General features: G+C 64.1%; 22 protein-coding genes. 12 read left to right on the forward strand and 10 right to left on the reverse strand.

What is annotated here, in order from left to right:
* Nucleotides 1-8 precede the first annotated feature (8 nt).
* From FFS45_RS26120 to FFS45_RS26130, 3 genes are read left to right on the forward strand one after another with little or no spacing between them, the layout of a single operon-like run.
* On the forward strand, nucleotides 9-254 hold the full coding sequence (locus FFS45_RS26120; protein WP_137957526.1) for a hypothetical protein: 246 nt from the start codon (nucleotides 9-11) through the stop codon (nucleotides 252-254).
* Between the two features lie 41 nt (nucleotides 255-295).
* A complete protein-coding gene (locus FFS45_RS26125; protein WP_137957527.1) occupies nucleotides 296-589 on the forward strand; it encodes a type II toxin-antitoxin system prevent-host-death family antitoxin in 294 nt (97 codons plus the stop codon).
* Nucleotides 546-851 (forward strand): Txe/YoeB family addiction module toxin, encoded by a 306-nt coding sequence (locus FFS45_RS26130; RefSeq protein WP_137957528.1) that lies wholly within the window; start codon nucleotides 546-548, stop codon nucleotides 849-851. The genes FFS45_RS26125 and FFS45_RS26130 overlap by 44 nt, the downstream gene beginning before the upstream one ends.
* Before the next feature lie 84 nt (nucleotides 852-935).
* Here FFS45_RS26130 and FFS45_RS26135 read toward each other — a convergent pair whose 3' ends face one another.
* Together FFS45_RS26135 and FFS45_RS26140 are read right to left on the reverse strand one after the other, a co-directional pair.
* Complete coding sequence (locus FFS45_RS26135; RefSeq protein WP_137957529.1) at nucleotides 936-3080, reverse strand: TonB-dependent siderophore receptor; 2145 nt, start codon at nucleotides 3078-3080, stop codon at nucleotides 936-938.
* 458 nt (nucleotides 3081-3538) lie between these two features.
* Nucleotides 3539-4462 (reverse strand): DMT family transporter, encoded by a 924-nt coding sequence (locus FFS45_RS26140; protein WP_137957530.1) that lies wholly within the window; start codon nucleotides 4460-4462, stop codon nucleotides 3539-3541.
* Nucleotides 4463-4565: 103 nt separating this feature from the next.
* Between FFS45_RS26140 and FFS45_RS26145 the strand changes: the two genes are divergently transcribed.
* Nucleotides 4566-5513, forward strand: coding sequence for a LysR substrate-binding domain-containing protein (locus FFS45_RS26145; protein ID WP_137957531.1), 948 nt, complete (start codon nucleotides 4566-4568; stop codon nucleotides 5511-5513).
* Here the strand turns inward: FFS45_RS26145 and FFS45_RS26150 are convergent.
* The 6 genes from FFS45_RS26150 to FFS45_RS26175 form a co-directional block, all read right to left on the reverse strand.
* Entirely contained in the window at nucleotides 5498-6556 is a 1059-nt protein-coding gene (locus tag FFS45_RS26150; protein WP_137957532.1) for an ABC transporter ATP-binding protein, read from the reverse strand. The genes FFS45_RS26145 and FFS45_RS26150 overlap by 16 nt on opposite strands.
* Nucleotides 6557-6592: 36 nt before the next feature.
* Nucleotides 6593-8197 (reverse strand): iron ABC transporter permease, encoded by a 1605-nt coding sequence (locus FFS45_RS26155; protein ID WP_137957533.1) that lies wholly within the window; start codon nucleotides 8195-8197, stop codon nucleotides 6593-6595.
* Nucleotides 8198-9229, reverse strand: coding sequence for an iron ABC transporter substrate-binding protein (locus tag FFS45_RS26160; protein WP_137957534.1), 1032 nt, complete (start codon nucleotides 9227-9229; stop codon nucleotides 8198-8200).
* A gap of 165 nt (nucleotides 9230-9394) precedes the next feature.
* Nucleotides 9395-10702 carry an iron uptake transporter deferrochelatase/peroxidase subunit gene (gene efeB, locus FFS45_RS26165; protein WP_137957535.1) on the reverse strand — a complete coding sequence of 436 codons (1308 nt, stop codon included), beginning with the start codon at nucleotides 10700-10702 and terminating at the stop codon, nucleotides 9395-9397.
* A gap of 2 nt (nucleotides 10703-10704) precedes the next feature.
* A complete protein-coding gene (locus FFS45_RS26170) occupies nucleotides 10705-11871 on the reverse strand; it encodes a hypothetical protein (protein WP_137957536.1) in 1167 nt (388 codons plus the stop codon).
* A 77-nt stretch (nucleotides 11872-11948) separates the two neighbouring features.
* Entirely contained in the window at nucleotides 11949-13484 is a 1536-nt protein-coding gene (locus FFS45_RS26175; protein WP_137957537.1) for a carbohydrate porin, read from the reverse strand.
* 646 nt (nucleotides 13485-14130) lie between these two features.
* Between FFS45_RS26175 and FFS45_RS26180 the strand changes: the two genes are divergently transcribed.
* The 8 genes from FFS45_RS26180 to hutC (FFS45_RS26215) all read left to right on the forward strand — a co-directional run bounded on the left by FFS45_RS26180 (nucleotide 14131) and on the right by hutC (FFS45_RS26215) (nucleotide 21942).
* Nucleotides 14131-14952 carry an arylamine N-acetyltransferase gene (locus FFS45_RS26180; protein ID WP_137957572.1) on the forward strand — a complete coding sequence of 274 codons (822 nt, stop codon included), beginning with the start codon at nucleotides 14131-14133 and terminating at the stop codon, nucleotides 14950-14952.
* Between the two features lie 84 nt (nucleotides 14953-15036).
* The gene (locus tag FFS45_RS26185) at nucleotides 15037-15714 is read left to right on the forward strand and encodes an isoprenylcysteine carboxylmethyltransferase family protein (protein WP_137957538.1); all 678 of its coding nucleotides are present in this window, start codon (nucleotides 15037-15039) and stop codon (nucleotides 15712-15714) included.
* Nucleotides 15715-16064: 350 nt separating this feature from the next.
* Nucleotides 16065-16925, forward strand: a complete 861-nt coding sequence (locus FFS45_RS26190) for a transporter substrate-binding domain-containing protein (RefSeq protein ID WP_137957539.1) — start codon at nucleotides 16065-16067, stop codon at nucleotides 16923-16925.
* Nucleotides 16926-17105: 180 nt separating this feature from the next.
* Nucleotides 17106-17828, forward strand: a complete 723-nt coding sequence (locus tag FFS45_RS26195) for an ABC transporter permease subunit (RefSeq protein WP_137957540.1) — start codon at nucleotides 17106-17108, stop codon at nucleotides 17826-17828.
* A 17-nt stretch (nucleotides 17829-17845) separates the two neighbouring features.
* Nucleotides 17846-18607 (forward strand): ABC transporter permease subunit, encoded by a 762-nt coding sequence (locus tag FFS45_RS26200; protein WP_137957541.1) that lies wholly within the window; start codon nucleotides 17846-17848, stop codon nucleotides 18605-18607.
* A gap of 34 nt (nucleotides 18608-18641) precedes the next feature.
* Nucleotides 18642-19433 carry an ATP-binding cassette domain-containing protein gene (locus FFS45_RS26205; RefSeq protein WP_137957542.1) on the forward strand — a complete coding sequence of 264 codons (792 nt, stop codon included), beginning with the start codon at nucleotides 18642-18644 and terminating at the stop codon, nucleotides 19431-19433.
* Nucleotides 19434-19441: 8 nt separating this feature from the next.
* On the forward strand, nucleotides 19442-21067 hold the full coding sequence (hutH, locus tag FFS45_RS26210) for a histidine ammonia-lyase (protein WP_137957543.1): 1626 nt from the start codon (nucleotides 19442-19444) through the stop codon (nucleotides 21065-21067).
* A gap of 89 nt (nucleotides 21068-21156) precedes the next feature.
* The gene (gene hutC / locus FFS45_RS26215) at nucleotides 21157-21942 is read left to right on the forward strand and encodes a histidine utilization repressor (protein WP_137957573.1); all 786 of its coding nucleotides are present in this window, start codon (nucleotides 21157-21159) and stop codon (nucleotides 21940-21942) included.
* 34 nt (nucleotides 21943-21976) lie between these two features.
* Here the strand turns inward: hutC (FFS45_RS26215) and hutC (FFS45_RS26220) are convergent, their stop codons facing one another.
* Together hutC (FFS45_RS26220) and FFS45_RS26225 are read right to left on the reverse strand one after the other, a co-directional pair.
* On the reverse strand, nucleotides 21977-22852 hold the full coding sequence (gene hutC, locus FFS45_RS26220) for a histidine utilization repressor (RefSeq protein WP_249362930.1): 876 nt from the start codon (nucleotides 22850-22852) through the stop codon (nucleotides 21977-21979).
* A complete protein-coding gene (locus FFS45_RS26225) occupies nucleotides 22849-23715 on the reverse strand; it encodes an amino acid ABC transporter ATP-binding protein (RefSeq protein ID WP_137957544.1) in 867 nt (288 codons plus the stop codon). The genes hutC (FFS45_RS26220) and FFS45_RS26225 overlap by 4 nt, the downstream gene beginning before the upstream one ends.

A 23715-nucleotide genomic window follows, 5' to 3' on the forward strand; every position in this document is an offset into this window, starting at 1 on the left:
AGGAGAGCGTGCAGTGGCCGTTCATGGGCGTGGATTTCTGGCCAATCGGCCAGGTGGTTTCCGGCCGCGATACGAGGCATGCTTTGTTCTGGTTTGCGGCTCTATCCCGTCGCGCTGGATTGCTTGATGTGTTGTACGAAATTCTGTACAATGATGCTCGCACCATGATGATGTATCCATGGTGTAACAGCGGACCCGGCCCGATTTGTCAGTGGGCTTTGTTCGCCACGGGACATACCGCAAACTTTTTATGAGGAGCGGCCAGAGGGCATACCTTCGGGCCGGGAATCCAGACATGAACGTCCTTACTTACAGCGAGGCCCGTGCCGGCTTTAAGCAAGCGATGGACGACGTATGCCGCGACCACACGCCTATGCTGATTACCCGTCAGGGCGGCGAGCACGTGGTAATGCTTTCGCTCGAGGACTTCAGCGCGATGCAGGAAACCCTGTATCTGCTGAGCTCTCCGAAGAATGCCGAGCGGCTGGCACGTTCTGTCGCCCAGATCAATGCACGCAAGGGTACGCCGCGCAAACTGCTAAAAGATGAGTCAACAGAAAGCCCGCAACAAGGAGGCCGTCAGGTCTGACAGTGCCTTCGTCTTCACGGATGAGGCTTGGGAAGACTATCTGCATTGGCAGAAGGCCGATCCCAAGGTTTTGCGGAAGATCAACGATTTACTTGAAGAGTGCAGGCGTGATCCTTTCAGGGGTTCCGGCAAGCCGGAGCCCCTGGTGGGAAGCCTGATGGGGTTCTGGTCACGCCGCGTCAGCCATGCGTATCGCCTGGTGTATCTGCCGCAGGACGGATTGACTTACGTCGCGGCCTGTCGTTTTCACTACGACGATTAGAGCAGGGTCGGTGGCACTCCCGGTCCTCCAGGCTGATCCCCGGTGTAGCTAATCTGCCGGGATGTGCCGCCCAACTCAACGCCATCACATATGCCAGCGCGCCGTCACGGTCAACGTGCGCGGTGCTCCCGGCATGTTGTACATATCCGCATTGCCGTGCGCCGCGATGAAATACTTGCGGTCGAACAGGTTATCCAGCGTCAGCGTCAAATCCACCTTCTTGCCGTGGTAGCCGGTGCCCAGATCGAACGTCACATACGCAGGCAGCGTCACCTGATCGCTCGCCGAGGTATAACGCGCCGACTGGAATTGCGCTCCCGCAGCCGCATAGAACCCGTACTTCAGATCGCGCTTGATCCACAGGCTCGCGCTATGCCGCGGCATCAGCCCAGGTGTGTTGTCCTGCAGCACGAGGCCTGCTGAGGTAGCCTGCGGCGAACCGTCGACTGAGCCGTTCAGGTACGCATACCCCGCATAGACCGACCACTTCGGCGCAATCTCGCCCGTCATCGAAAGCTCCAGTCCACGTGAGCGCTGCGTGCCGATCGGCAGTGCATAGGTCGGGTTGGCCGGATCGGCGATCTGCTGGTTGGTCTGCTTCATGTCGAACAACGCAACGCTTGCGCTCGCGCTGCCACCCAGGTCGAACTTCGAGCCGATCTCGTAGCTCGTGGTCTTCTGCGGTGCGAGCGCGGACCCGTTGGCGAACGCCCCGCTGCTGATCAGCGTGTCCGCCAGAGGAGAAAACGACTGGCTATACGACGCATACAGTGTGACCCAGTCGAGCGGCTCGTAGATCAGCCCGACGCGCGGACTCCACGCACGGTCGATGCGGTCGAGGTTCACATGCGCTGCCGTGTAGTCGTTGCGCGTCTGCGTCAGATAGTCGAAGCGCACGCCGGCCAGCACCTTCCAATGCTCGGTGAGCGAGATCAGATCCTGCGTGTACACGCCGGCGAGGCCAAGCACGGTCGCCGCGTTGGTCTTGGCCGGCGAACCCGGCTTGACGCCGGGCAGATCGATCAGTTGCGGATTGTAGAGGCTGTAGGTGGCGACCTTGTTGGTCGAATAAATTGTGTCGAACTTCTGCTGTTGCGACAACTCGACGCCATACAGCAGTTCATGTTTCATGCCAAACAGCGTGGTTTTCTGGGTCAGTTCGAACATGCCGTCAACGCCGTGATCCTCGCGAAAACGGGTCGACTGGTCGAGCGTCACAACCGGATTCGGGGCAATCTTGATCGGCTCGTAGGTGACGTAGTTCTTGCGTTCCAGCGAAAAGTCGTAGGCACGCACCGCGGCATGATAGGACAGCGAATCATTGAAGCGGTGATCGAGCGAGGCGCTCGCGCTTTTGGCATCGACGTCGTTGTATGAGGTATTCTCGGCGTTTGCCGAGCCATAGTATGTGTTGATCGGCACGTTCACCGGCCGGCCGAGGTAGGCCGGCAGGCCCTGATCCGAGGTGCGGCGATCGTGCAGGTAGTCGGCTTCCAGATTGAGCGTCGTGTCGGCATCGAAGCGAAGCTGCGCGGACGGCGCGATGGCCTGGCGATTCAACTGAAACTGGTCGCGAAAGCTGTTCGAGTTTTCCGCCGCGCCGGTCAGGCGAAAGCGTGCCGCATCGTTGGCGTTCCAGCCAAGATCGAATTCTCCGCGGCGCTCGCCTTCGGTGCCGAGCGAGACGCCCACCGTCTGCACCGGATCGGCTTGCGGCTTCTTCAGTACACGGTTGATCAGCCCGCCCGCCGAGCCGCGTCCGTAGAGCACCGCGGCCGGTCCCTTCAGGACATCGACGCGCTCGACATTCGAGAGGTCGCGGTAGTAGAGCGCGTCGTCGCGGATGCCGTCCACGTACTGATCGGTGATGGTGCTAAAGCCGCGCAGGGTGACCTGGTCGCGCTGGCCGTCGCCGACCGAGAAGCCGACACCCGGCACATTGCGCAGCGCATCCTGCAACGAGGTCGCGTTCTGATCCTCGATGAGCGAACGCGGGATCACATTGACCGTCTGCGGCACATCCATCAGCGACATGCTGGTTTTGGTCGCCGTGTTCGAGCGGCTCGTGTCATATGAGGTGTGCTCGCTTGCGGCATTGACGGCGATCGCCGGGAGCGTGCCGTCGGCAGGCGTGGAGGCGGCCTGCGCCGTTTGAGCCAGCACGGGGCGGGCACTGGCGAGCGAGGTGGCGATGATTAGCGCGTGGCAAGTCTTCTTATTGATGTTCATGACAGCTTCGGTGATGAAAAAACGGTGTAGGTCTGACAGATCGAACGGTCGCGAGTGAGCCGCGCGTGGAGTGCGGCAGGCAATGCACAGTTACGCGCGCGCAAAGCAGCAGCGGGCTGCGCCGGCAGCCGGGTAGAGAAGCTGTGTGGTGAATCCCCTGTGAGTCGAAATCAGTCGAACCGGCCGGGGCGCCGTGAATCGCCTCGCTTGATGCGCGGGCGTGACATCGGCTGCCGCGGTCGGCATGTCGATGTGGGGATGGGAGCCTGGATGCGACCGACGCTGCCTGTATGCAGCGCTCAGTCGCTACGGCTGGATCGTGCGTCCAGCCTGTAATATTTCGAAATTATAACGAGAATTATTCTCGATTAGGCAAAACGCATGGTTTTTGTGTGGTTTTTGTATTTATTCTGCGAGGCCTAATGTAAGCATGGCGCCCGGCGCGGGCCGGGCGCCGCTCAATCTGCGGGATGCCGCGCCTGCGCATCGCGCCGCAGCAACGACACCAGCGGCCAGCCGAGGTTGACGCCGAGGCTTGCCAGCACGATCAGCACCATGCCGGCGAGTTGCGGCGCGGACAGCGCCCGCCCATACACCACGGCATCGACGACGATGGCCGTGAGCGGGTAGACGAACAGCAGCACGGCGATGATGGGCGTGGTCAGCTTGGGCAGCGCGCCGTAGATCAGCACGTAGGAGAGGCCTGTGTGCAGCACGCCCATGCCGATCAGCCAGAACCACTGGGTCGGCCCAATGTGTCCTACCGAAGCGAGCGGCGCGATAAACCCCAGGCACACCACGCCGACCAGGCACTGCGCGAGCGTCAGCAGATGCGGGCGCAACTGGCCGAGGCTCTTGGCGATCAGCGTCACGCTCGCATACAGCACCGAGCCGGCCAGCGCCTCGCCGATCCCGATCAGATAGCTGGCGTGCCCTTGCAGGTTTTCATTGGCTGCCACGCCCGAGGCCAGCACCAGCCCGATAAACGCGGTTGCAATCCAGCCGAGCCGGTCTCCGCCCAGCCGCTCATGAAAGATCGCCGCGCCCATCAGCACGACCCAGAACGGCTGCACATGAAACACCACGGTGGCGACCGCGATGCTGGTGCGGTGAATGGCATCGAAGAACCAGACCCACTGCGTCACCATCAACACGCCGGAGAGCACTGCGAGCAGCACCATACGCGGCGTAAAACGCTGTGCCTTGAAGAAGCCCTTCCACGCGCAATAGCCGGCCAGCGCCAGAAAGCCGAACAGGCAGCGAAAGAACACCATCGTCATCGCGTCGAGCCGCGCTTCCTCGACGAAGATGCCGATCGTCCCCATCAGCAAACCGCCGCTGGCGAGGGTGATGGCGCCCTGTTGACGTGTGGTGAGTGACATGCAAAAACGCTCCGTGACTGAGATCCCTGTCGAGTATCGGAGACTTGCGGGACGGCGGCAAACGAATAAAATTGAGAAATTCGATAAGCCAGGCTTATAAATCATGCACCCTGAATTCGACGTCGACCTGTTGCGCAGCTTCGTCGCCGTGGTCGAGGCGGGCAGTTTCACGAAGGCGGCAGCGACCGTGCATCGCTCGCAGGCGGCGGTCAGCATGCAGATCAAGCGGCTCGAGGGCATGCTCGGCACAACGCTGTTCGTCCGCGATACCCGCAATCTGTCGCTGACGCGGCCGGGCAATACGCTGCTCGAATACGCGCGGCGCGTGATCGATCTGCATGAGGAAGCGTGGTCGGCGATCGTGCGGCCGGAGGTGACCGGGCGCGTCGTGCTGGGGGCGCCGGACGATTATGTGTCGTCGTTGCTCTCGCCTGTGCTGCGGCGTTTTTCGAACTTGTACCCGCATGTCGAGATCGAGATTGTCTGCGCGCAGAGCACGGCGCTTGCGCCCATGCTGGCCGATAACAAGATCGACCTCGCGTTCGTCACGCGCGACCGCAAGCTGCGCGGCGAATATGTGCGCAGCGAGCCGATGGTGTGGGTAGGGGCGTCGGAGGATACGCCGGTGCTGGCGGCCTCGCCGTTGCCGGTGGGTCTATACGAGCCGGGTTGCGTGGCCCGTGCCCATACGCTCGCCGCGCTCGACGCGGCGCGGATCCGCTACCGCGCGGCCTATAGCAGCGCCAGTCTGCTCGGCCTCGTGGCTACCGTGGATGCGGGGCTGGCGGTGATTGCGCTGACGCGTTGCAGCGTGCCGTCGCGACTTGCGATCCTCGGCGATGCGCAGGGCTTGCCGAAGATCGAGCCGCTGGAGATCGTGGTCGCGCGCAGCGCCAAATCGGATCGCCCGACCTGCGACTACCTTGCTGCCCAGATGATTCAGGATTTGTCGGTACGTGCGCAGCCGCGTGCCTCGGCGGCGGCTTCTTCTTCCGCCGCCTTGTCCGTGCCGCGCGACGAGCGCGCGTCCGACGTTCAGGCGCGCGCGTAAGCCGTCACGTCACCATCGATTGCGAGCCTGACGCGCTCACCCGGTTGCGGTGTGCGATAGCCGGGCACGCGGGCCCGCACCACCGTCTGCGCGGCCGACTGCAATTGCAGCGCGACGCCCGCGTCCTGCCCCTGGAAGATCACGTCCTGTACGACCGCTTCGAACGAGGCGGTGCCGTCCGGGGTGGTTTCGTCGGCGCGCCACAGGCGGATCTGTTCAGGACGCACCATCACGTCGACGGCGCCGTCCCGCGTGGGCGCCGAGAGAGTCAGCTCACCCAGTTCGCAGCTCACGCGGTTGCGTGCGGCCACGCCTTGCAGCAGCACCGCTTCGCCAATGAACGACGCGAGTTCGCGCGTGACCGGCCGCCGGTAGATCATCTCCGGCGTGGCGGTCTGGATCAGCTTGCCTTGCCACAGCACCGCGACTTCATGACCGAGCGAGAGCGCTTCCGACTGGTCGTGCGTCACCAGCACCGCAGTGGCGCCGGCCGCGGCGAGCGCGCTCGCCACTGCCTGACGTGTTTCGAGGCGCAGCGCCGCGTCGAGGGACGAGAACGGTTCATCGAGCATCACGAGCGTGGGCGAAGGCGCCAGCGCCCGTGCCAATGCCACCCGTTGCTGCTGGCCGCCGGAAAGCTGCTGCGGCGCGCGCTCCGCGAAGGACGCCGGCAAGCCGACCAGTTCGAGCAGTTCGGCGACACGATGCCGTGCGCGCCGTTGCGTGCGCGGCAGACCAAAGACAATGTTGTCCGCCACCGACAGATGCGGAAACAGCGCGCCTTCCTGCGGCACATAACCGATGCGGCGACGCTCCGAGGGCACATGCAGCGCATCGCCGGCGACGCGCTGGCCGTCTATTTCCACCGTGCCGCGGTCGGCGCGTTCGAAGCCGCACAACACGCGCAGCAAGGTGGTTTTGCCGCTGCCGGACGGACCGAGCAGGGCGAGCAGCGTGCCGCGCTCGACGGACAGATCGATGCCGTGCAGCACCGGGTTGCCGTCGAACGATTTATGCAGGCCGCAGATACGAAGTTCGCTCATGAGAATCGATGGGGATGGCGGTAAGTTCGACGCAGTCTAGCTGCGCTCGCCAAGCAGCGCTGAGCGGCCGAGCAGCGTGAACAGCAGGCCCGAGGCGCACAGCGAGATGCCCGTGAGCAGCGCCGCGTACGGTGCGGCGGCGGCAAATGCCATGGTCGACGTGTCGGCCCAGACCTGGGTGGCGAGCGTCTGGGTGCCGGCGGGGGAGAGCAGCAGCGTGGCGTTGAGTTCGGTGACAACCGAGATGAACACCATCGAGGCCGCCGCGCCCAGGCCCGGCCCGGCAAGCGGCAGCAGCACGCGCACGAGCGTCTGGCCCCACCCCAGGCCGAGCGCCCGCGCGGTCTCTTCGAGACGCGGCTGCGCCTGCATCAGCGCAGCGCGCACGCTGACCAGAGCGAGCGGCAGGAACAGGATCGAGTAGGCGATGATCAGCAGCGTGGTGCTCTGATAGAGCGGCTGCAGGGCATGTACGGCGAGCGAGACGATCGCCAGCGCGATCACGAGACCGGGGATGCCTTGGGCCAGAAACACGGTGCGCTCGAACAGCGTCGCAAGCCGTCCCGGATAGCGCACCAGCAGGAACGCGAGCGGCACGATCAGCACCGTGGTCAGGACGGCGGCGCCGAGCCCGAAGCCGAGCGAGGTGAGCGTCGCGTCGAACAGCAGTTCGGGCGAAACGTCGGCTGGCGTGACGGCGGCCGCGCCCGGCTGCGTGAGCCAGTAGCCGATCATGCCGAGCGGCACGCCGAGCGTGGCGATAGTCACCGCGGCAAAGCCCGCGACCACCAGCCAGCGCCATAGACCCAGGTCATAACGCAGCACCGCGCGGCGCGCGCCACGATCGACACGTTCATAACGCGCCGCACCGCGCACGCGGAATTCGAATGCCAGCACGACGAGGCACATCAGGATCAACAGGCAGGCGAGCAGCGACGCGCCCGGACCATCGAAGCTGGTGCGGTATTCGGCGTAGATTTCGGTCGTGAAGGTATGAAAACGCAGCAGCGTGAATGCGCCGAATTCGGCCATCACGCCGAGTGCGACCAGCAGCATGCCGCCCAGCAACGCGGGGCGCAGTTGCGGCAGGATCACGCGCACAAAGGTGCTCCAGCGGCCGCAGCCGAGCGAGCGGGCGCTTTCTTCGAGCGCCGGGTCCATGCTGCGCAACGCAGCGGCCACCGGCAGATAGACCAGCGGGAAATACGAAGACGTAATGACAAGCAAGGCGCCGTTGAAGTCCTGCAGGTCCAGACTGAACGACACCCAGGCATAGCTCGTGATGAACGGCGGCATCGCGAGCGGGGCGGCCATTGCGACGGCCCAGAAGCGGCGGCCGGGCAGATGGGTGCGTTCGACGAACCAGGCCGCCGCCGTGCCCAGCACAGCCGAGGCGAGCGTGGCCGACACCGTGATGGTCAGCGTGTTGACGAGCAGCTCGCCGACCAGCGGCCGGAACACCAGTTCGACCGCCTCGGCCAGACCGAAGCTCGCTGCGCGCCACACCGTGAAGGCGAGCGGCAGCAACACCAGTAGAGCACTTACCGCGGCAGCCGCGAACAGACCACCCGGTGCGCGCTTGCGGGCGCGCGCCGGTTCAGAGGCAACAGCCGGCGCCGCGGCTGACACGGCATCGCTCATTTACAGCAGTCCAGCCTGACGCAGCAGCTTGCCGGCCTGGCTGTCGTCACCGAGTTGCTGCACCGTCAGTGCCGGCGGGTTCAGTTCGTTGAACGGCTTGAGGATCGGGTCCGGTGCGACGCCGCTATGCAGCGGGTACTCGAAGTCCACATGGCCCTTCGCCATCAGCGACTGGGCGCGTTCGCTGACCAGGTAGGCCAGGAACTTCTGCGCGCCGCTTTCGTTGTGCGCGGACTTCAGCACGGCTGCGCCCGACACGTTCACGAGTGCGCCGGCATCGCCGTTGCTGAAGTGGTAGAGCGCGCTGCGGGTGGCCTTGTCGCCGATTTCGGCATGCAGACGCGCCCAGTAGTAGTTGTTGATGATGCCGGTTTCGACCGCGCCGCGGTTGACCGCAGCCACCACGCCTTCGTCGTCGTCGAAGATCTGCGAGTTGGCCTTCAGGCCCTTCAGCCACTCGAGCGTTTGTGCTTCGCCCTTCAGTGCGATCACGGCGCTCACGAGCGGCAGGAAGTCGCCGTCGCTCGGCGCAATACCGAGCTTGCCCTTCCATTCCGGCTTGGCCAGATCGAACAGCGATTGCGGCAACTGTGCCGGCTGGACCTTGGCCGTGTTGTAGGCCAGCACGTTTTCACGCGCGGTCACGCCAACCCACACGCCGCTCGGCGAATCGAAGCGTGCCGGGACGGCTGCCAGCGTTGCTGCATCGACCTTGCCGAGCAGACCTTTTTCTTCCAGCAGCATCAGTTCCGGCGAGTTTTCCGTGAAGTACACGTCAGCGGGCGACGCCGCGCCTTCCGCGACGAGCTGGGCGGCCAGTGCCGGGCCTTCGCCGGTACGGATCTTCACCGAGATGCCGGTTTGATTCTGGAAGTCCTTCGCGAGCGCGTTGACGACCTGCTCGTGCTGCGCGCTATAGAGCGTGATCGATTCAGCGTGTGCGGCTAGCGGGGCGGTGCCCAGCGTCGCCAGCAGGAGAGCGGCCGCGCCGCTGATTGCGCGGACACGGTTGCCAAGCCAGGAATGAGTCATGATGCGGAATTCCTTTTGTGATGGTATCGATCTATTTCACGCGCGGCTCGCCACGAGCGGCACCGTGTGGGTGCCGGTCGCGGCGCTGTGGTGGTGCGGTCTCCGCGCGTCCAGCCAAACCTGCCTGTTGACGAGCACCACATGCGCTACATGCGGCGCCCGGCCTTAGGTCTCGAACAGCTCCGCGCCGATATACGAACCCGGCTTCGCGCCCGGCGGGCAGGCAAACACCGCGCTGCCGACGTGCGTCGTGAACTGGTTCATCATGTCGAACTTCGAGAGCTTCTCGTTGATGGGGATGAAACCGGTGCGCGGGTCGCCCTGGTAGGCGATGAAAATCAGCCCCGCGTCGTACTCGGTTTCCTGGCGCCATGGCGGCCAGCGCTCGATGTAGAAATTCGAGCCGTCGTTATACGAGTACGAGCGGCGCAGAATCTGCGCGCCGTTGTTGGTCGCCTGGTTCGACAGCCGGACGTGCGAATTTTCCGGAATCACCGGATTGCCGTCCTTGTCCTGCGCGTCGAGATCGAGCGGGTCGAATTCATTCTTCTTGCCGATCGGCGCGCCGCTGTACTTGTGCCGGCCGAACACCTGTTCCTGGAAATCGGCCTCGGTCATGTCCCAGTGTTCGAGCGTGATACGGATGCGGCGCACGACGCTATACGAGCCGCCTTGCATCCACGGCGCGTCCGCACCGTTGGCCCAGACGAACTGGTTCATCAACTCGGGCTTTTTGGTCGACGGGTTGTTGGTGCCGTCCTTGAAGCCCATCAGGTTGCGCGGCGTCTGACCACGCGGACCCGAGACGAAGCCGGCCTGGCCCCAGCGCATGGTCGCCACGCCGTAGCTCTGGCGCACCAGTTGGCGCACGGCGTGGAAGGCGACTTGCGCGTCGTTCGCACAGGCCTGGATGAAGAGATCACCACCGGTTTTTTCCGGCAGCAACTGGTCGCCGTTAAAGCGCGGCAGATCGACGAGCGCGGCCGGGCGGCGATTGGCGATGCCGTAGCGGTCCTTGCCTTCCGACGTGAACAGACCCGGGCCGAAGCCGAAGGTCACCGTCAGGCCGGCCGGGCCGAGGCCGAGCACGTCGCCGGAGTCCGGCGCGGCCTTGCCGTCGGGGCCGGGCAGCGCACCGGCGGGCTGGCCCTGGGTCATGCGCGCGGCGGCGTCGGTCCAGGTGCGCAGCAGGCCGATCACGTCGTCGCGCTTCGTCGTGGTCAGATCGAGCGCGGCCACGTAAATGTGCGATTGCTGCGCCGTGACGATGCCGCTCTGATGCTCGCCGAAGAACGGTTCGACCGCGAGGTACGGATCCTGATGCGGATCGCCGGCATGCCCCTGCGGCTTGCTGAGCGCGGCCTGGGCGACGCCGGTCGCGCCGAGGCTCGCGCCTGCAGCGACCGCCGCACCTCCCGCCTTCAGAAAGCCGCGCCGGGCAGGCCGCGTGGGGGGATTGTCATCGGTTGTCATGATTACTTCGCCAACACCAAAGTGTTTACGTCGTCTTCCACGTAGTAAAAGCCATCGCCTGCGGGCGTCATGACGATGCCGAACAGGTCGCCGTTACCGGGGGGCGACTGAGCCTTGTCGGTATCGATCCAGCGTGCGTAGATCTGCTTGCCGTTCGCCGGGTCGATCTCGACCACCTGGCCGTTCAGCGCATTGGTCACCAGCAGGTGGCCGTTGGGCGCCATGACCATGGCCAGCGGGCGATGCAGCAGGCCGTCGGCGGTGAGCTGGCGGCCAACACCCGCGCTGATGTCGCGCGTCATCGGGTCTTCGATCACGCTGACGCGGTTACCGATCGCGTCCGAAACATACAGGATTTTCTGGTCCGGCGACAGGGCGAGACCGGTCGGTCCGATCAGGAACACGCCCTTGTCGGCCTGAGCGCCGAAGCCGCTGCCCACGACCGTTTCCTTCTTCACGACCGGCGGCTTGCCGTCCGGAATGTCGAGATCCAGACGCAGCACGGTGGCCTGCTTGTAGACCGGCGGTTCGCCGTCTACACCGACTGCGGTTGCCGGGCCAACGCCGAAGCCGGCGTTGCTGACAAACAGCGTGGCGCTATTGCCGTTGTCGACGACCGCCATATTGCCCCACGGGTCGTTGATGTTCGGGCTGCTGATGGCCGAGGCGATCTTGCCCTGCGAATCCAGCACGATCAGGCAGCCCGCCCCTTTCGTGCCCGTGGTGCCGTCATTGCTCGGCGTGCTGCCGACGATCACCCAGCCCGATTTCAGCATGGTCATCGCGGTCGACAGACCGACGCCGCCCGGGCACTCCTTCAGGTCGCGCGGAATCGACGCGAACAGCGTCATCTGCTTCGTGTCCGGGTGGTAGTCCACGATCGTGGTGCCCGTGCCTTGCAGGTTGGTCGAGTTGTTGAAGTTGTCGACGAGGACGTCGTCTTTCTTCACGCTGCCGGCCGAGACCGGCGCCACGACGATCGCGTACGGGTTCTGGTCGCCGTTGTCGGGCACCGTGTTGATGAGCGTGGTGTGCTTATGTACCGTCTCGAGAAAACCTTTCGGATCGGCGTACGCGGTGCCGGCCGCGACGAGGGCGGCGGCGCTTGCCGCTGCTGCCATCAGTGCCCGCGTAGCGCGCGGCAAAGACTTGCGCTTGGGGTAATTCATGATTGAGCCTCCGTGCCTGCGCACAAAGCGGTGAATGCGGTCATGATCGAAAGCATCGGTCCGGGATTAAGAAAAGGTCAGAAGGTAATGTTGGTCCGCACGCCGACGACGAAGGTATCGTGCATGGTCTGCGTCTGGTTGTTCGGATTTTGTCCCGCGCCCGGATTGAACGTATATTGGAGATCGCCCTGAATTTGCCACCACGGGTTGACCTGATACTGGTAGGTCGCTTCAAGCACGGTTTCGCTGCCACGGATGACGTACGGTACACCGTTGTAGGTGAACTGATCCTGATCGAGCCCGGCTGCGTAGGGGCTGACCTTGATGTATGCCAGGCCGAGCCCGGCGCTGTCGTTATCGCGGCCGGCGAACGGCGCTTTCAGCACGATACCCACGTTGGCGCTGGCGGTGACTTCATTACGGTCACCCGGCGCACCCATTACGCGTGCGAACACGCCGAGGCTGCGCGGTTCGTCCGGGTCCGGGCGCCAGATCATCTGGTCTGCGACCGCATAGATGCTGTAGTCGCCGTGATGTTGCGCGGCAATCCCGGTCGTCGCGGGGTTGGCAAGCGAGAGGCCGGTGTTGTCGTAACGCTGGTCGGCAAAGCTCTCGTTGTTGTACCAGACACCGATCTTGTAGGTGCCGGGCAGCGCGTTGCTGCTCATGCCGACCATCTCGCCCTCGGCGGGCTGATTGATCGAGTACTGCAGTTCGCCGATGAACAGCGCGCCGTTGTGCAGGTTGAAGTTGGTGCCGCTCAGATTGTTCGGATTGTTGCCGAGCGGATCGCCGTCGAACACGCCCGCGAGGGCCGTCAACGAAGGCGTGATCTGCCCGCGCACGCGCACGCCGAGCGCCGACAGCGGATAGGCGGGGCCGCCCGACGGCATGTCGTACGAGGGCAGGCCGGGCCAGCCGAACATCGTATTGACGAACAGGCCAGCGTACTGGCTGACGATAAATTCCTGGTCGATACTCTGCTGACCGACCTTGATGTCGAGCTTGTTATTCAGCAGGGCCTGCTGGTACCAGAGTTCCCACAGACGCGTCGTATCCTGAGCTTCGATGCCGCTCGCGGTATTCAGCGTGCCGAGATAGTACTGGCTCAGATCGCGCCCGTGAATGTTCAGTGCGCTGACATTGAACGTGCCGCCGTAGAGACCGAAGGCCTTTTGCGTATCGAGGCCGACGCTCATTTCCGTCAGGCCGTCGTAGGTCGCTCCGCGGGCGAGACCGCCACGCACGTTGCCGAGCACTTCACTGATTTCGCTGAGGCCAAACGTAATACCGTACTTGTTCAGCCACGGACGCAGCCCATAGATGTCGCCGAGCAGATTCCCGCGTGCCCAGGTGCCGGTCCACTGATTGGTGGGTTGCGCCTGGATGCTCAGGTCGGCTTCGGGCGCATCGTTCGGAGTGGCATCGGGGTTGGTGATGACAGTGCCTGCCATCGCCGTGCCGGCCGTCAGCGAGGCCCATGCGAATGCCGTATAAAGCACCACGCTGCGAATCGAGGGCAAACGTAGCGAGCGAGCGGCGCGACCGCGCGGTGTAGCATTCTTCAGTGGACGCACGGCTGACGCGAGTCCTTTGGACTGGGCGAACTTCATCGAAATCCTTATTGTGTTGTATCGACTGTTCCGGCTATCTGCGCTCAACGGCGATAGGCGGACTTCCCGCGTGTTGCTGCTGCGGTTCGCGACGCCTCAGACAGCAATGCCGAGATCGTACGCATGCGGAATAGGTGCGTCAATACAAATGAGAACGATTCGCAACAATATTACTGAGGTGTAATTGCGAATTTTACGTCAGCCAGTCATTATTTAGTTGTGCGTTATTTAAACGTAAAATAAACGTAATTTAATAGTATGGTTAAGGATGCGCTTGTTGGTGATTGCCAGTCACCAGGGCCAGCGAAGGGTGAGCTTTTCCGGGAGACTCGTATCGTCTGATTGTGTCTGATGGTCCTGCCAGTCAAAGCACGTATGAGCAATGAGGCGAACCGGCGCCGGGATATGCGGTCGAACCGCTCGAATGTATCGAAAGCTTATTGTCAGGATTGATCTGCATGAATCTGCGTGCCCTATGGCTTTCGTTGCTGACTGGCGCCGAGGCGGCTGTCAGCAACGTGTCTTACGCGCAACTCAATCTGTCGCATGCTGGCGGGCCGCGCCGTGGCCGGTTTTCACCAGGCCCTGCATGAGAAGGCCGTCCCCGCTATCACGCTCGCTCCGGGAATCACTCACTTTTATGCCTATGTCAGACACACTCGACCTCGATCTGTACTTCGCCCGCATCGGCTATCAAGGCCCGCGCGCCGCCACGCTCGCGGTGCTCGGCGAACTGCATCGCCTGCATCCGCTCGCCATTCCGTTTGAAAATCTCGATCCGCTGACCGGGCGCACCGTGTCGCTGGAGCTGCCCGCCATCGTCGACAAGCTGGTCGTCCGCCGTCGCGGGGGCTATTGCTTCGAGCAAAACACGCTGTTAGCGCATGTGCTGATGCAGTTGGGGTTTCGCGTGACGCCGCTGATCGCACGCGTGTTGTGGGGCGCCGACGCGGGGGCGGTCACCGCGCGTAGCCATATGGTGCTGCGCGTCGAGGCCGACGACACCGCATGGTTCGCCGACGTCGGTTTCGGCAGCGTGACGCTGACTACACCCTTGCGCCTCGAGGCGGGCATGCCGCAACGCACGCCGCTGGAAGCGTTTCGCTTTGCCGATGCGTCGCATGGCGCGCTTGATCTGGAGGTCCAGTCGCGCGATAGCTGGGCGAAGGTCTACCGCTTCGATCTGCGGCGCGTCGAATGGATCGACTATGAGGTGTCGAACTGGTACACGTCCACCTGGCCGCAGTCGAAGTTCGTCAACAATCTGATTGTGTGCCGCGTCCTGCCGCACGGGCGCCTTGTGTTGCATAACCGGCGTCTGATCGAGCGCGCGGCGAATGGCGAGGTCGTCAGCGAGCATGTGCTGGACGATGCCGGCGAGCTCGCACTGTGCCTCGGCGAGCGGTTTGGCCTGGCGGTAGGCGAGCTGGATCTGCCGGGCCTGTTCGAGCGCCTGCCCCAGCAGTAACGGGACAAGCTGGCGGCACGCAAGCACATTGGTGTGCGCTTTAAGGTGTGCGCTTGAGGGATCACTTTTTCGGAGCCTGAAGGAATGATTACGCGACTCGTCGTGCAAATCACGGCTTGGCTCGCCTTCATGGCAGTCCTGCTGTTCGGCGCGGCCGGTACGCTGCATTGGGCTGGCGGCTGGTGGTTTCTGCTCGAACTGGGGGTGCTGGGGCTGTGGGTTGGCCTGTGGCTCGCGCGCACCGATCCCGCCTTGCTCGCCGAGCGTCTCAAGCCGATCGTCCAGCGGCAACAGAGCCGCTGGGACCGTCGCTTCATGGCCTATACCGGCGTGGTCTGGGTTAGCTGGATGGTCCTGATGGGGATCGATGCTGGGCGCTTTCACTGGTCAACCGTGCCGGTCTGGCTGAGCGTAACCGGCGCACTCGGTATTTTTCTTTGCCACTACGGCTGCCTCCATGTGTTTCGCGCCAACAGCTTTGCGGCGCCGGTCGTCAAGATCCAGTCCGAGCGCGGTCACACGGTCAGCGACGCCGGCCCCTACGCGTACGTGCGGCATCCCATGTACGCGGCGGCGATCCTGTTTCTCGCCGGCACGCCGCTGCTGCTCGGCTCGTGGTGGGGACTCGTCTGCGTGCCGTTGCTGATTGCCGGCCTTGGCTATCGCGCCGTGCGGGAAGAGCGCGTGCTCGCCGAGCAACTTGAAGGCTATGCCGGGTATGCGGCGCGGGTGCGTTACCGGTTCGTGCCTTATATCTGGTAGCGCTGCGATTCACCGCGTAACCACGCGGGCGGTCCTCGCCCCCCAACTTCACCTCACGTCACCTCCGGATGCTCTTGCACCAGCACGAGGCATTGCGCCTTGTTCTGTGAACCTGTCTAGACAAAATGCACCAAAGCGGCGTAACCGTAAGGTGCTTTCACGCTTGATCCAATCATCGAAACTCTCCTGAAAGCCTTGATTCATAGGGCTTACCCGGAGATTTATGCGAAATCTCACATTTCCGCTTGCGACGATTTTTTTACTCATGCAGACTTGTCTAGTCAATTTAGGCGAGTGAATGGATCGCTCGGCTAGCTGGATGGTGTTTCCTCAATCAAAGGAGTTTCGACGTGAAGGTAAACCGCACTACGTTGGCTAAAGCATTGATTGGCGCCGTCCTCGGCGCAGCGACCGTTCTCGCGGCGCCCGTGCAGGCGAAAGAATGGAAGTCCGTGACCATCGCGCTGGAAGGCGGCTATGCCCCGTGGAATCTGACGCTGCCGGGCGGCAAGCTGGGCGGCTTCGAGCCGGAGCTGGTGGCGAATCTGTGCGCGCGCATCCAGTTGCAGTGCAATCTGGTTGCGCAAGACTGGGACGGCATGATCCCGGGTCTGCAAGCGGGCAAGTTCGACGTCCTGATGGACGCGATCTCCATCACGCCGGAACGCGAGAAGATCATCGCTTTCTCGCGTCCTTACGCCGCCACGCCGGCTACCTTTGCGGTGACCGACACCAAGGTGCTGCCGAAGGCGAGCGCAACCAGCGCCGTGCTCAAGCTGACGGGCGACCCGAAGACCGACCAGTCTACGGTCGACGCGCTGCGTAAAGAGCTGAAGGGCAAGACCATTGGCATTCAGTCCGGCACCGTCTATACCAAGTTCATCAACGACGGCTTCAAGGACGTTGCCACCATCCGCGTCTACAAGACTTCGCCGGAGCGCGATCTCGACCTGGCGAACGGCCGCATCGACGCTTCGTTCGACGACGTGACCTACTACGCGGCCAATACCGACAAGAAAGAGACCGCATCGATCGTGATGGCCGGACCGAAGATCGGCGGCCCGATCTGGGGCCCGGGAGAAGGCCTGGCGTTCCGCAAGCAGGACGCTGATCTGAAGACCAAGTTTGACACCGCGATTGCCGCAGCGCTGGCCGACGGCACCGTGAAGAAGCTCTCCGAGAAGTGGTTCAAGACTGACGTTACGCCCTGATCTGAGCGGCAATGAGGCGCTTGCCGGCGCGAGGCGGCCTGGCCGCTTTGCGTCGCTATGCGAACCCTGCGAGGTGTTTGCTCGGGGTCTGCATGGCAGCAGTACTTGATGTACCAGCACGCGTAGCGGCACTCGCGCGTGCCGGCTGATTGATCCAACGGATTGGACGAGGGGTAGGGTATGGCTCTGATCGGGATGCTCGGCTTCGGGCCGGATGGCTGGGGCGGCGTGGTGCTGCTGGCGGCCCTGATGACTGTCGCGCTGACGCTCGCGGCACTCGCTGTCGGCGCGGTGTTCGGCGCCCTGGTGGCGGCGGCCAAGCTGTCGCGCTTTCGCAGCTTGCGCATCATCGGCGACTTCTACACGACGGTGTTTCGCGGTGTGCCCGAACTGCTTGTGATCTATCTGTTTTACTTCGGCGGCTCGACGCTGGTGACGACAATCGGCCAGTGGTTCGGCGCCGACGGCTTCGTCGGCGTGCCGCCCTTCGTGATTGGCGCGCTCGCGGTGGGGATGATCTCCGGCGCGTACCAGGCCGAGGTGTACCGCGCGGCCGTGCTGGCGGTTTCGCGCGGCGAGCTGGAAGCGGCCCGTTCGATCGGCATGCCCACGCTGACGATGGCGCGCCGCATCCTGATTCCGCAGGTGCTGCGCTTCGCCTTGCCGGGTATCGGCAACGTCTGGCAACTGAGCCTCAAGGACTCCGCACTGATTTCGGTCACGGGTCTCGCCGAACTGCTGCGCGTGAGCCAGGTGGCCGCAGGATCGACCCACCAGTATTTCACCTTCTTCGTCGTGGGCGGCGCGCTGTATCTGCTGATGACAAGCATCTCCAACCGGGTCTTCAATCACGCGGAAGCGCGTGTAGGCCGGTCCTTCCGCCGCAATTTCGCGCGTAACTGACGAGGTATCCGGTCATCATGCATATCGACTTCGATTTCCTGCTCGACACGCTGCGCCAGTTGCTCGCCGCCGTGCCGACCACGCTCGGGCTATTCTTTTCTTCGCTGGTGCTGGGTGGACTGCTCTCGCTCGTGATCGTCACGATGCGCGTCTCGCCGCACTGGCTGCCCAATCGCTTCGCACGCGCTTACATTCTCGTGTTTCGCGGCTCGCCACTGCTGATCCAGATGTTTCTCGTCTACTACGGACTCGGTCAGTTCGGCGTGATCCGCGAGAGCTTCCTGTGGCCGGTGCTGCGCGAACCGTATATGTGCGCGGTGCTTTCGCTTGCGCTGTGCACCGCCGGATATACCGCCGAGATTATCCGCGGCGGCCTGATGGCCGTGCCGGTCGGACAGATTGAAGCGGGCTATTCGATCGGCCTGTCGGGCTTCGCATTGCTGCGCCGTGTGATCGGGCCGATTGCGCTGCGCCAGTGCCTGCCGGCTTATTCGACCGAAGCCGTCTTGCTGGTCAAGTCGACGGCGCTCGCCAGTCTCGTCACCGTATGGGAAGTCACCGGTGTCGCACAGCAGATCATCCAGCAGACCTATCGGACTACTGAAGTGTTTATCTGCGCCGCGCTGATCTACCTGTTCCTGAATTTCGTCATCGTGCGCCTGCTGGGCCTGCTCGAAGTGCGTTTGTCGCGCCATCTGCGCGCCGCACCCACCCAGCCCAAAGCGCGCCCGGTTTCCACCGCTACCGAAGCACGCGAACCTCGCCGGGCCGCCCCCTGAACGGCCGCTCATCCTGGACAGTCTGGAGAATCACATGAACGCTACGGCACCCGTTGCATTGTCGGTCAAGAACATACACAAATCGTTCGGCGACCATCACGTTCTGAAGGGCATCTCGCTCGACGCGCATCAAGGCGACGTGATCTCGATCCTCGGCGCGAGCGGTTCCGGCAAGAGCACGTTTCTGCGCTGCCTGAACCTGCTGGAGACGCCCGATGACGGCTCGGTCGCGCTGGCCGGCGAAGAACTGAAAATGAAGCGCCGCGGCGACGGCAAGCTGCAGCCGAGCGACCGCCGCCAGGTGGATCGTATCCGCTCGCAACTCGGCATGGTGTTTCAGAACTTCAACCTCTGGTCGCATATGACCGTGCTTGAAAACCTGCTCGAAGGGCCGATGCGCGTGCAAAAGCGCAGCCGCGCCGAAGCGCTCGAAGAGGCCGAAGCACTGCTCGCCAAAGTGGGGCTCGCGGAAAAGCGCGGCCACTATCCTGCGCACCTCTCGGGCGGCCAGCAGCAGCGCGTGGCGATTGCCCGGGCGCTGGCGATGCATCCGAAGGTCATGCTGTTCGACGAACCGACCTCGGCGCTCGACCCGGAACTGGTCGGCGAGGTCTTGCGCGTGATGCGTTCGCTGGCGGAAGAAGGCCGCACCATGCTGGTCGTCACGCACGAAATGGGCTTTGCGCGCCATGTGTCGAATCGCGTGATGTTCCTGCATCAAGGCGAAGTCGAAGCGGACGGCACGCCCGACGAGGTGTTCGGTGAAACCAAGTCTGAGCGCTTCAGGCAATTCGTCTCGAGCCACCATCACCGTACTGCTAACTGAGCATCGCCATGGCTGTCATCCGTTCCGATCGTCCTCTCGACTGGCGTCAGATTGCGGCGGTGGCCGCGGGCGCGCCACTCGAGCTTTCCGCCGATGCGCGGGCGCGCATCGCCGCGGCGCATGTCCTCGTCGAACAGATTGTCGAGCACGGGATTCGCGCCTATGGCGTGAACACCGGCGTAGGCGCGCTGTGCGATGTGATCGTCTCGCCGTCCCAACAGCGCAGCTTGTCGCGCAATATCCTGATGAGCCATGCGGTGGGCGTGGGCACGCCGCTCGGCGCCACCGAAACGCGCGCGATCATCGCCGCGGCGCTCAATAATTTCGCCCACGGCCATTCGGGCATCCGGCTCGCGGTCGCCGAGCAACTGGTGGCGCTGCTCGATGCCGATTGCCTGCCCGAAGTGCCGGCGTTCGGCTCGGTCGGCTATCTGAGCCATATGGCGCATATCGCGCTGGTGTGCATCGGCGAGGGCCATGCGCGCTATCGCGGCGAGCGCATCAGCGGCCGTGAGGCGTTGCAGCGGCTCGGCCTCGAACCGCTCGTGCTCGACGCCAAGGAGGGGCTCAGTCTCGTCAACGGTACGCCTTGTGTGACCGGGCTTGCGGCGCTTGCGCTGGCGCGCGCCGAGCGGCTGCTCGACTGGACCGACGCGGTTGCCGCCATGAGCTTCGAAAACCTGCGCGGCCAGCTGGCGGCGTTCGATGCCGAATCGCTGGCTCTGCGAATCTCGCCGGGTCTGAATCGGGTTGGCGAAAGAATGCGCGGCGCGCTCGCCGAGAGCGGCATCCTTGCTGCGGTGGTCGGCCAGCGCACGCAGGATCCGCTTAGCATGCGGACCATTCCCCACGTGCACGGCGCGGCCCGCGACGTGCTCAGCGCGACGGCGGACGTCGTCAACCGTGAACTGGCGTCGATCACCGACAATCCGATCGTCGCCGGTACGCCCGAAGCGCCGCGCGTCTATTCGCAGGCTCACGCGGTGGGCGCTTCGATTGCACTGGCGATGGACGGCCTCTCCACTGCGATTGCCCAGGTCGCGGCGATGGCTGAGCGGCGCCTCGACCGCCTCGTCAACCCGCTGGTAAGCGGCTTGCCGGCCTTCCTCGCGGAACCGGGCGGCACCTGTTCCGGCTTCATGATTGCGCAGTACACGGCCGCTTCGCTGGTGGCGCAGAACCGGCGCCTCGCGGTGCCCGCGAGCCTGGACGGCGGCATCACCTCCGGCTTGCAGGAAGATCATCTGTGCCATGCGACGCCCGCGGCGCTCAAGGCGCTGGAGATCATCGACAATGCCGGCCGGATTGTCGCCATCGAACTGCTGGCGGCTGCCCAGGCTTACGACCTGCAAACGCTCGATGCAGCACGCGCGCCGTACACTGATTCTCTGTGGCGGGACGTGCGCAGGACCGTGCCGACGTATCGCGACGACCGGCCGCTCGCCGAGGACATGGCGCTGGCGTTTCGCATGATCGCCGATAGCGCGCCGCCGCCGCTGCCGAACCCTGGTAAGATGCGGCCTGCGGTCGCCAGTGCCGGAGCGGACGCCGGTTCTGAACCGGACGCCGGCGCGAATCCTACAGCATCCACTACGCCTGGTGTCGCCGCCCGCGACCTGCGATCGGCGGCATGACAGGGTCGATCGACCCTCCAGCCGGTGCGGCCGGCCTACCCGCCGGGCGCATTGGCGTATTGCGTACCACCCACGAGGTCGACGTGAATATGAATATAAGCAACACGCCATTCGAAACTGCCGAGGACCGTGCCGGCCACGCCGGCGAAGCGATCGCGAAGGAGCCGGCAACAAGGGAGCCGGCCAAGGCGACGCCTGCCTACGAGCAGATCAAACGCTATGTGGTCAAGCGGATCGCCGAAGGGGACTGGAAACCGGGCGGATTGATTCCATCGGAAACTGAACTGGTCAAGGAGTTCGGCGTGGCGCGCATGACGGTGTCGCGCGCGCTGCGCGAGCTGACTGCCGAACGGGTGCTGACGCGCGTGCAAGGCTCCGGCACCTTCGTCGCGCCACAGCGCTACGAATCGACGGTGCTCGAAATTCGCAATATCGCCGACGAGATCGCCGCGCGTGGCCATCGCCACATGGCGCACGTGCTGGCGCTCGAACCGAGCGAGGATCCGCAGGCGCTCGACGCGCTGGGTCTTGCCGCCGGGCCGGCATTTCACTCGCGCATCGTGCATAGCGAAGAAGGCGAGCCGATCCAGTACGAGGACCGCTACGTCAATCCCAAGGTGTTCCCCGAGTATCTGCAACAGGACTTCACGGTCGAAACGCCGAATCACTACATGGTGCGGCTGGCGCCGATCCAGCGGGCGGAGTTTCGCATCTACGCGCAAAAGCCCGACGCCCATGTGCGCCGGCATTTGCTGATGGAGATCGGCGAGCCGTGTTTGCTGCTATGGCGCCGCACGTGGGTCGGCGAAGCGGTGGCGACTTCGGTGCAGTTGTGGCATCCCGCTTCGCGCTTCCATCTGGCGGGCAACGTCTGATTGCGGCGCGGGCCCGACGCACGGGCCGCTACACTCAGCCCTGGCGTTGCGACATGTCCGGTGTGAACCGGCAGCCCAGCCGGTAGCGCGAGCCCGGATGCACGAAGCGGGCGAACGTTACCGCCACGCCGCTGGTCCAGGTCCGGCGCACCAGCGTCAGGCACGGCTCCTCCGGGCGGATTTCCAGTAGAGCGGCTTCAGCGGGCGTCGGCAGCCCGGCGTCGACGACGTGTTCGACATCGTGGGCCGGCACGACGTTGTAGAGATACTCGGACGGCCGGATCGCCGCGAAGTCCTGCTGCAGAAATTCCGGTGCGGTAGCGGGATTCACGTAGCGGTCTTCGAGCTGTACCGGCAAGCCGTTTTCGCGGTGCACGCAGATCACATGAAACACCGAGGCGCCAGGCGCGAGACCCAAGGCGTTCGATACCACCACCGGCGCGGTCTCGCGTTGCTTGAGCAGCGTTTCATAGCTGTATTCGTGGCCGCGCGAGCGGATCTCGTCGCCGATATGGGCGATCATCAGCAAGGTGGATTGCGGCTTGGCTTCGGCGACGAAGGTGCCCACGCCCGAGACTCGCGTCAGCAATCCTTCTTCGGCGAGTTCGCGCAATGCCCGGTTGACGGTCATGCGTGACACGCCGAGCTCCGCTACCAGGTCCAGCTCCGAGGGAATGCGGTCGCCGGGCTGCCGCGCGCCTGATTCGATGGTCCTGCGGATGTGGCTCTTGACCTGTTCGTAGCGTGTGGTGGGATGGTCGGGAATGTCGAGCGCGTTGAGCGCCGCGCTGGCTGTTTCGCGCGTTGCAGCACGAGTCACGGCGCGAGTTGCGGCACGGGTAGCTGCGCGGGTCGCCGCGGCGCGCGTTGCCGGCCGGGGGGCCATGCCGCGGGCGACGCGCGGGCTCATGCCGGGCCCACCTCGTCGGCGCCCTGGGTCCAGAAGGCGTTGCGGTCGAAGTAGTTCTGCAGGAACTGGCGCAGGCGCGGCTGGCCGGCATCGTGAAAGACCTCGCGCGGTTTGCCCGTTACGGCGATGCGGCCCTGATCGATAAACACCACCTTGTCGGCCACTTGCGCAGCGAAGCCCATTTCATGCGTGACCACCGCCATCGTCATGCCATCGCGCGCCAGTTGTTTCATCACCTGCAGCACCTCGCCGACCAGTTCGGGGTCGAGCGCCGAGGTGGGTTCGTCGAACAGCATGATGTGCGGCTCCATGGCGAGCGCCCGCGCAATCGCCACGCGTTGCTGCTGGCCGCCCGAAAGCTTCACCGGATACGCGTCCGCCTTGTGAGCCAGACCGACCGTTTCGAGCATCGCATGAGCGCGGCGGCGCGCTTCGTCGCGCGACAGATGCCGCACCCGCAGCAATGCCTCCATCACGTTGCCGAGCGCGCTCATATGCGGCCACAGGTTGAACTGCTGGAACACCATGCCGACATTGCGCCGCACGCGGTTGATTTCGCCCTGCGAGGCGCGCACGCGGCGGCCGTTGCGCTCCGTGTAGCCGAGCAGTTCGCCTTCGATGCGCACGTCGCCTTGATCGTAGGTTTCGAGCGCGGCGAGACAACGCAGCAGTGTGCTTTTGCCGGACCCCGACGGCCCGATGATGCAGACCACTTCGGAGCGGGCAATCTGCAGATCGATGCCGCGCAGCACTTCGACTTCGCCGAAGCGCTTGCGCAGGTCGCGTACCTCGATCAGCGGCGTGCCGCGATCCGGGGCTGCGGTGGTGGGAGCGGAGGTCGGCATGTCGGCTAGGGCGTTCAT

The sequence above is a fragment of the Burkholderia sp. 4M9327F10 genome (genome assembly GCF_005503145.1).
GTDB lineage: Bacteria > Pseudomonadota > Gammaproteobacteria > Burkholderiales > Burkholderiaceae > Paraburkholderia.

What these genes read in the sequence shown, in the direction of transcription:
- FFS45_RS26125 (WP_137957527.1), top strand. Translation starts at nt 296, where the DNA reads ATGAACGTCCTTACTTACAGCGAGGCCCGTGCCGGCTTTAAGCAAGCG.
- FFS45_RS26130 (WP_137957528.1), top strand. Translation starts at nt 546, where the DNA reads ATGAGTCAACAGAAAGCCCGCAACAAGGAGGCCGTCAGGTCTGACAGT.
- FFS45_RS26135 (WP_137957529.1), bottom strand. Translation starts at nt 3,080, where the DNA reads ATGAACATCAATAAGAAGACTTGCCACGCGCTAATCATCGCCACCTCG.
- FFS45_RS26140 (WP_137957530.1), bottom strand. Translation starts at nt 4,462, where the DNA reads ATGTCACTCACCACACGTCAACAGGGCGCCATCACCCTCGCCAGCGGC.
- FFS45_RS26145 (WP_137957531.1), top strand. Translation starts at nt 4,566, where the DNA reads ATGCACCCTGAATTCGACGTCGACCTGTTGCGCAGCTTCGTCGCCGTG.
- FFS45_RS26150 (WP_137957532.1), bottom strand. Translation starts at nt 6,556, where the DNA reads ATGAGCGAACTTCGTATCTGCGGCCTGCATAAATCGTTCGACGGCAAC.
- FFS45_RS26155 (WP_137957533.1), bottom strand. Translation starts at nt 8,197, where the DNA reads ATGAGCGATGCCGTGTCAGCCGCGGCGCCGGCTGTTGCCTCTGAACCG.
- FFS45_RS26160 (WP_137957534.1), bottom strand. Translation starts at nt 9,229, where the DNA reads ATGACTCATTCCTGGCTTGGCAACCGTGTCCGCGCAATCAGCGGCGCG.
- efeB (WP_137957535.1), bottom strand. Translation starts at nt 10,702, where the DNA reads ATGACAACCGATGACAATCCCCCCACGCGGCCTGCCCGGCGCGGCTTT.
- FFS45_RS26170 (WP_137957536.1), bottom strand. Translation starts at nt 11,871, where the DNA reads ATGAATTACCCCAAGCGCAAGTCTTTGCCGCGCGCTACGCGGGCACTG.
- FFS45_RS26175 (WP_137957537.1), bottom strand. Translation starts at nt 13,484, where the DNA reads ATGAAGTTCGCCCAGTCCAAAGGACTCGCGTCAGCCGTGCGTCCACTG.
- FFS45_RS26180 (WP_137957572.1), top strand. Translation starts at nt 14,131, where the DNA reads ATGTCAGACACACTCGACCTCGATCTGTACTTCGCCCGCATCGGCTAT.
- FFS45_RS26185 (WP_137957538.1), top strand. Translation starts at nt 15,037, where the DNA reads ATGATTACGCGACTCGTCGTGCAAATCACGGCTTGGCTCGCCTTCATG.
- FFS45_RS26195 (WP_137957540.1), top strand. Translation starts at nt 17,106, where the DNA reads ATGGCTCTGATCGGGATGCTCGGCTTCGGGCCGGATGGCTGGGGCGGC.
- FFS45_RS26200 (WP_137957541.1), top strand. Translation starts at nt 17,846, where the DNA reads ATGCATATCGACTTCGATTTCCTGCTCGACACGCTGCGCCAGTTGCTC.
- FFS45_RS26205 (WP_137957542.1), top strand. Translation starts at nt 18,642, where the DNA reads ATGAACGCTACGGCACCCGTTGCATTGTCGGTCAAGAACATACACAAA.
- hutH (WP_137957543.1), top strand. Translation starts at nt 19,442, where the DNA reads ATGGCTGTCATCCGTTCCGATCGTCCTCTCGACTGGCGTCAGATTGCG.
- hutC (WP_137957573.1), top strand. Translation starts at nt 21,157, where the DNA reads ATGAATATAAGCAACACGCCATTCGAAACTGCCGAGGACCGTGCCGGC.
- hutC (WP_249362930.1), bottom strand. Translation starts at nt 22,852, where the DNA reads ATGAGCCCGCGCGTCGCCCGCGGCATGGCCCCCCGGCCGGCAACGCGC.
- FFS45_RS26225 (WP_137957544.1), bottom strand. Translation starts at nt 23,715, where the DNA reads ATGAACGCCCTAGCCGACATGCCGACCTCCGCTCCCACCACCGCAGCC.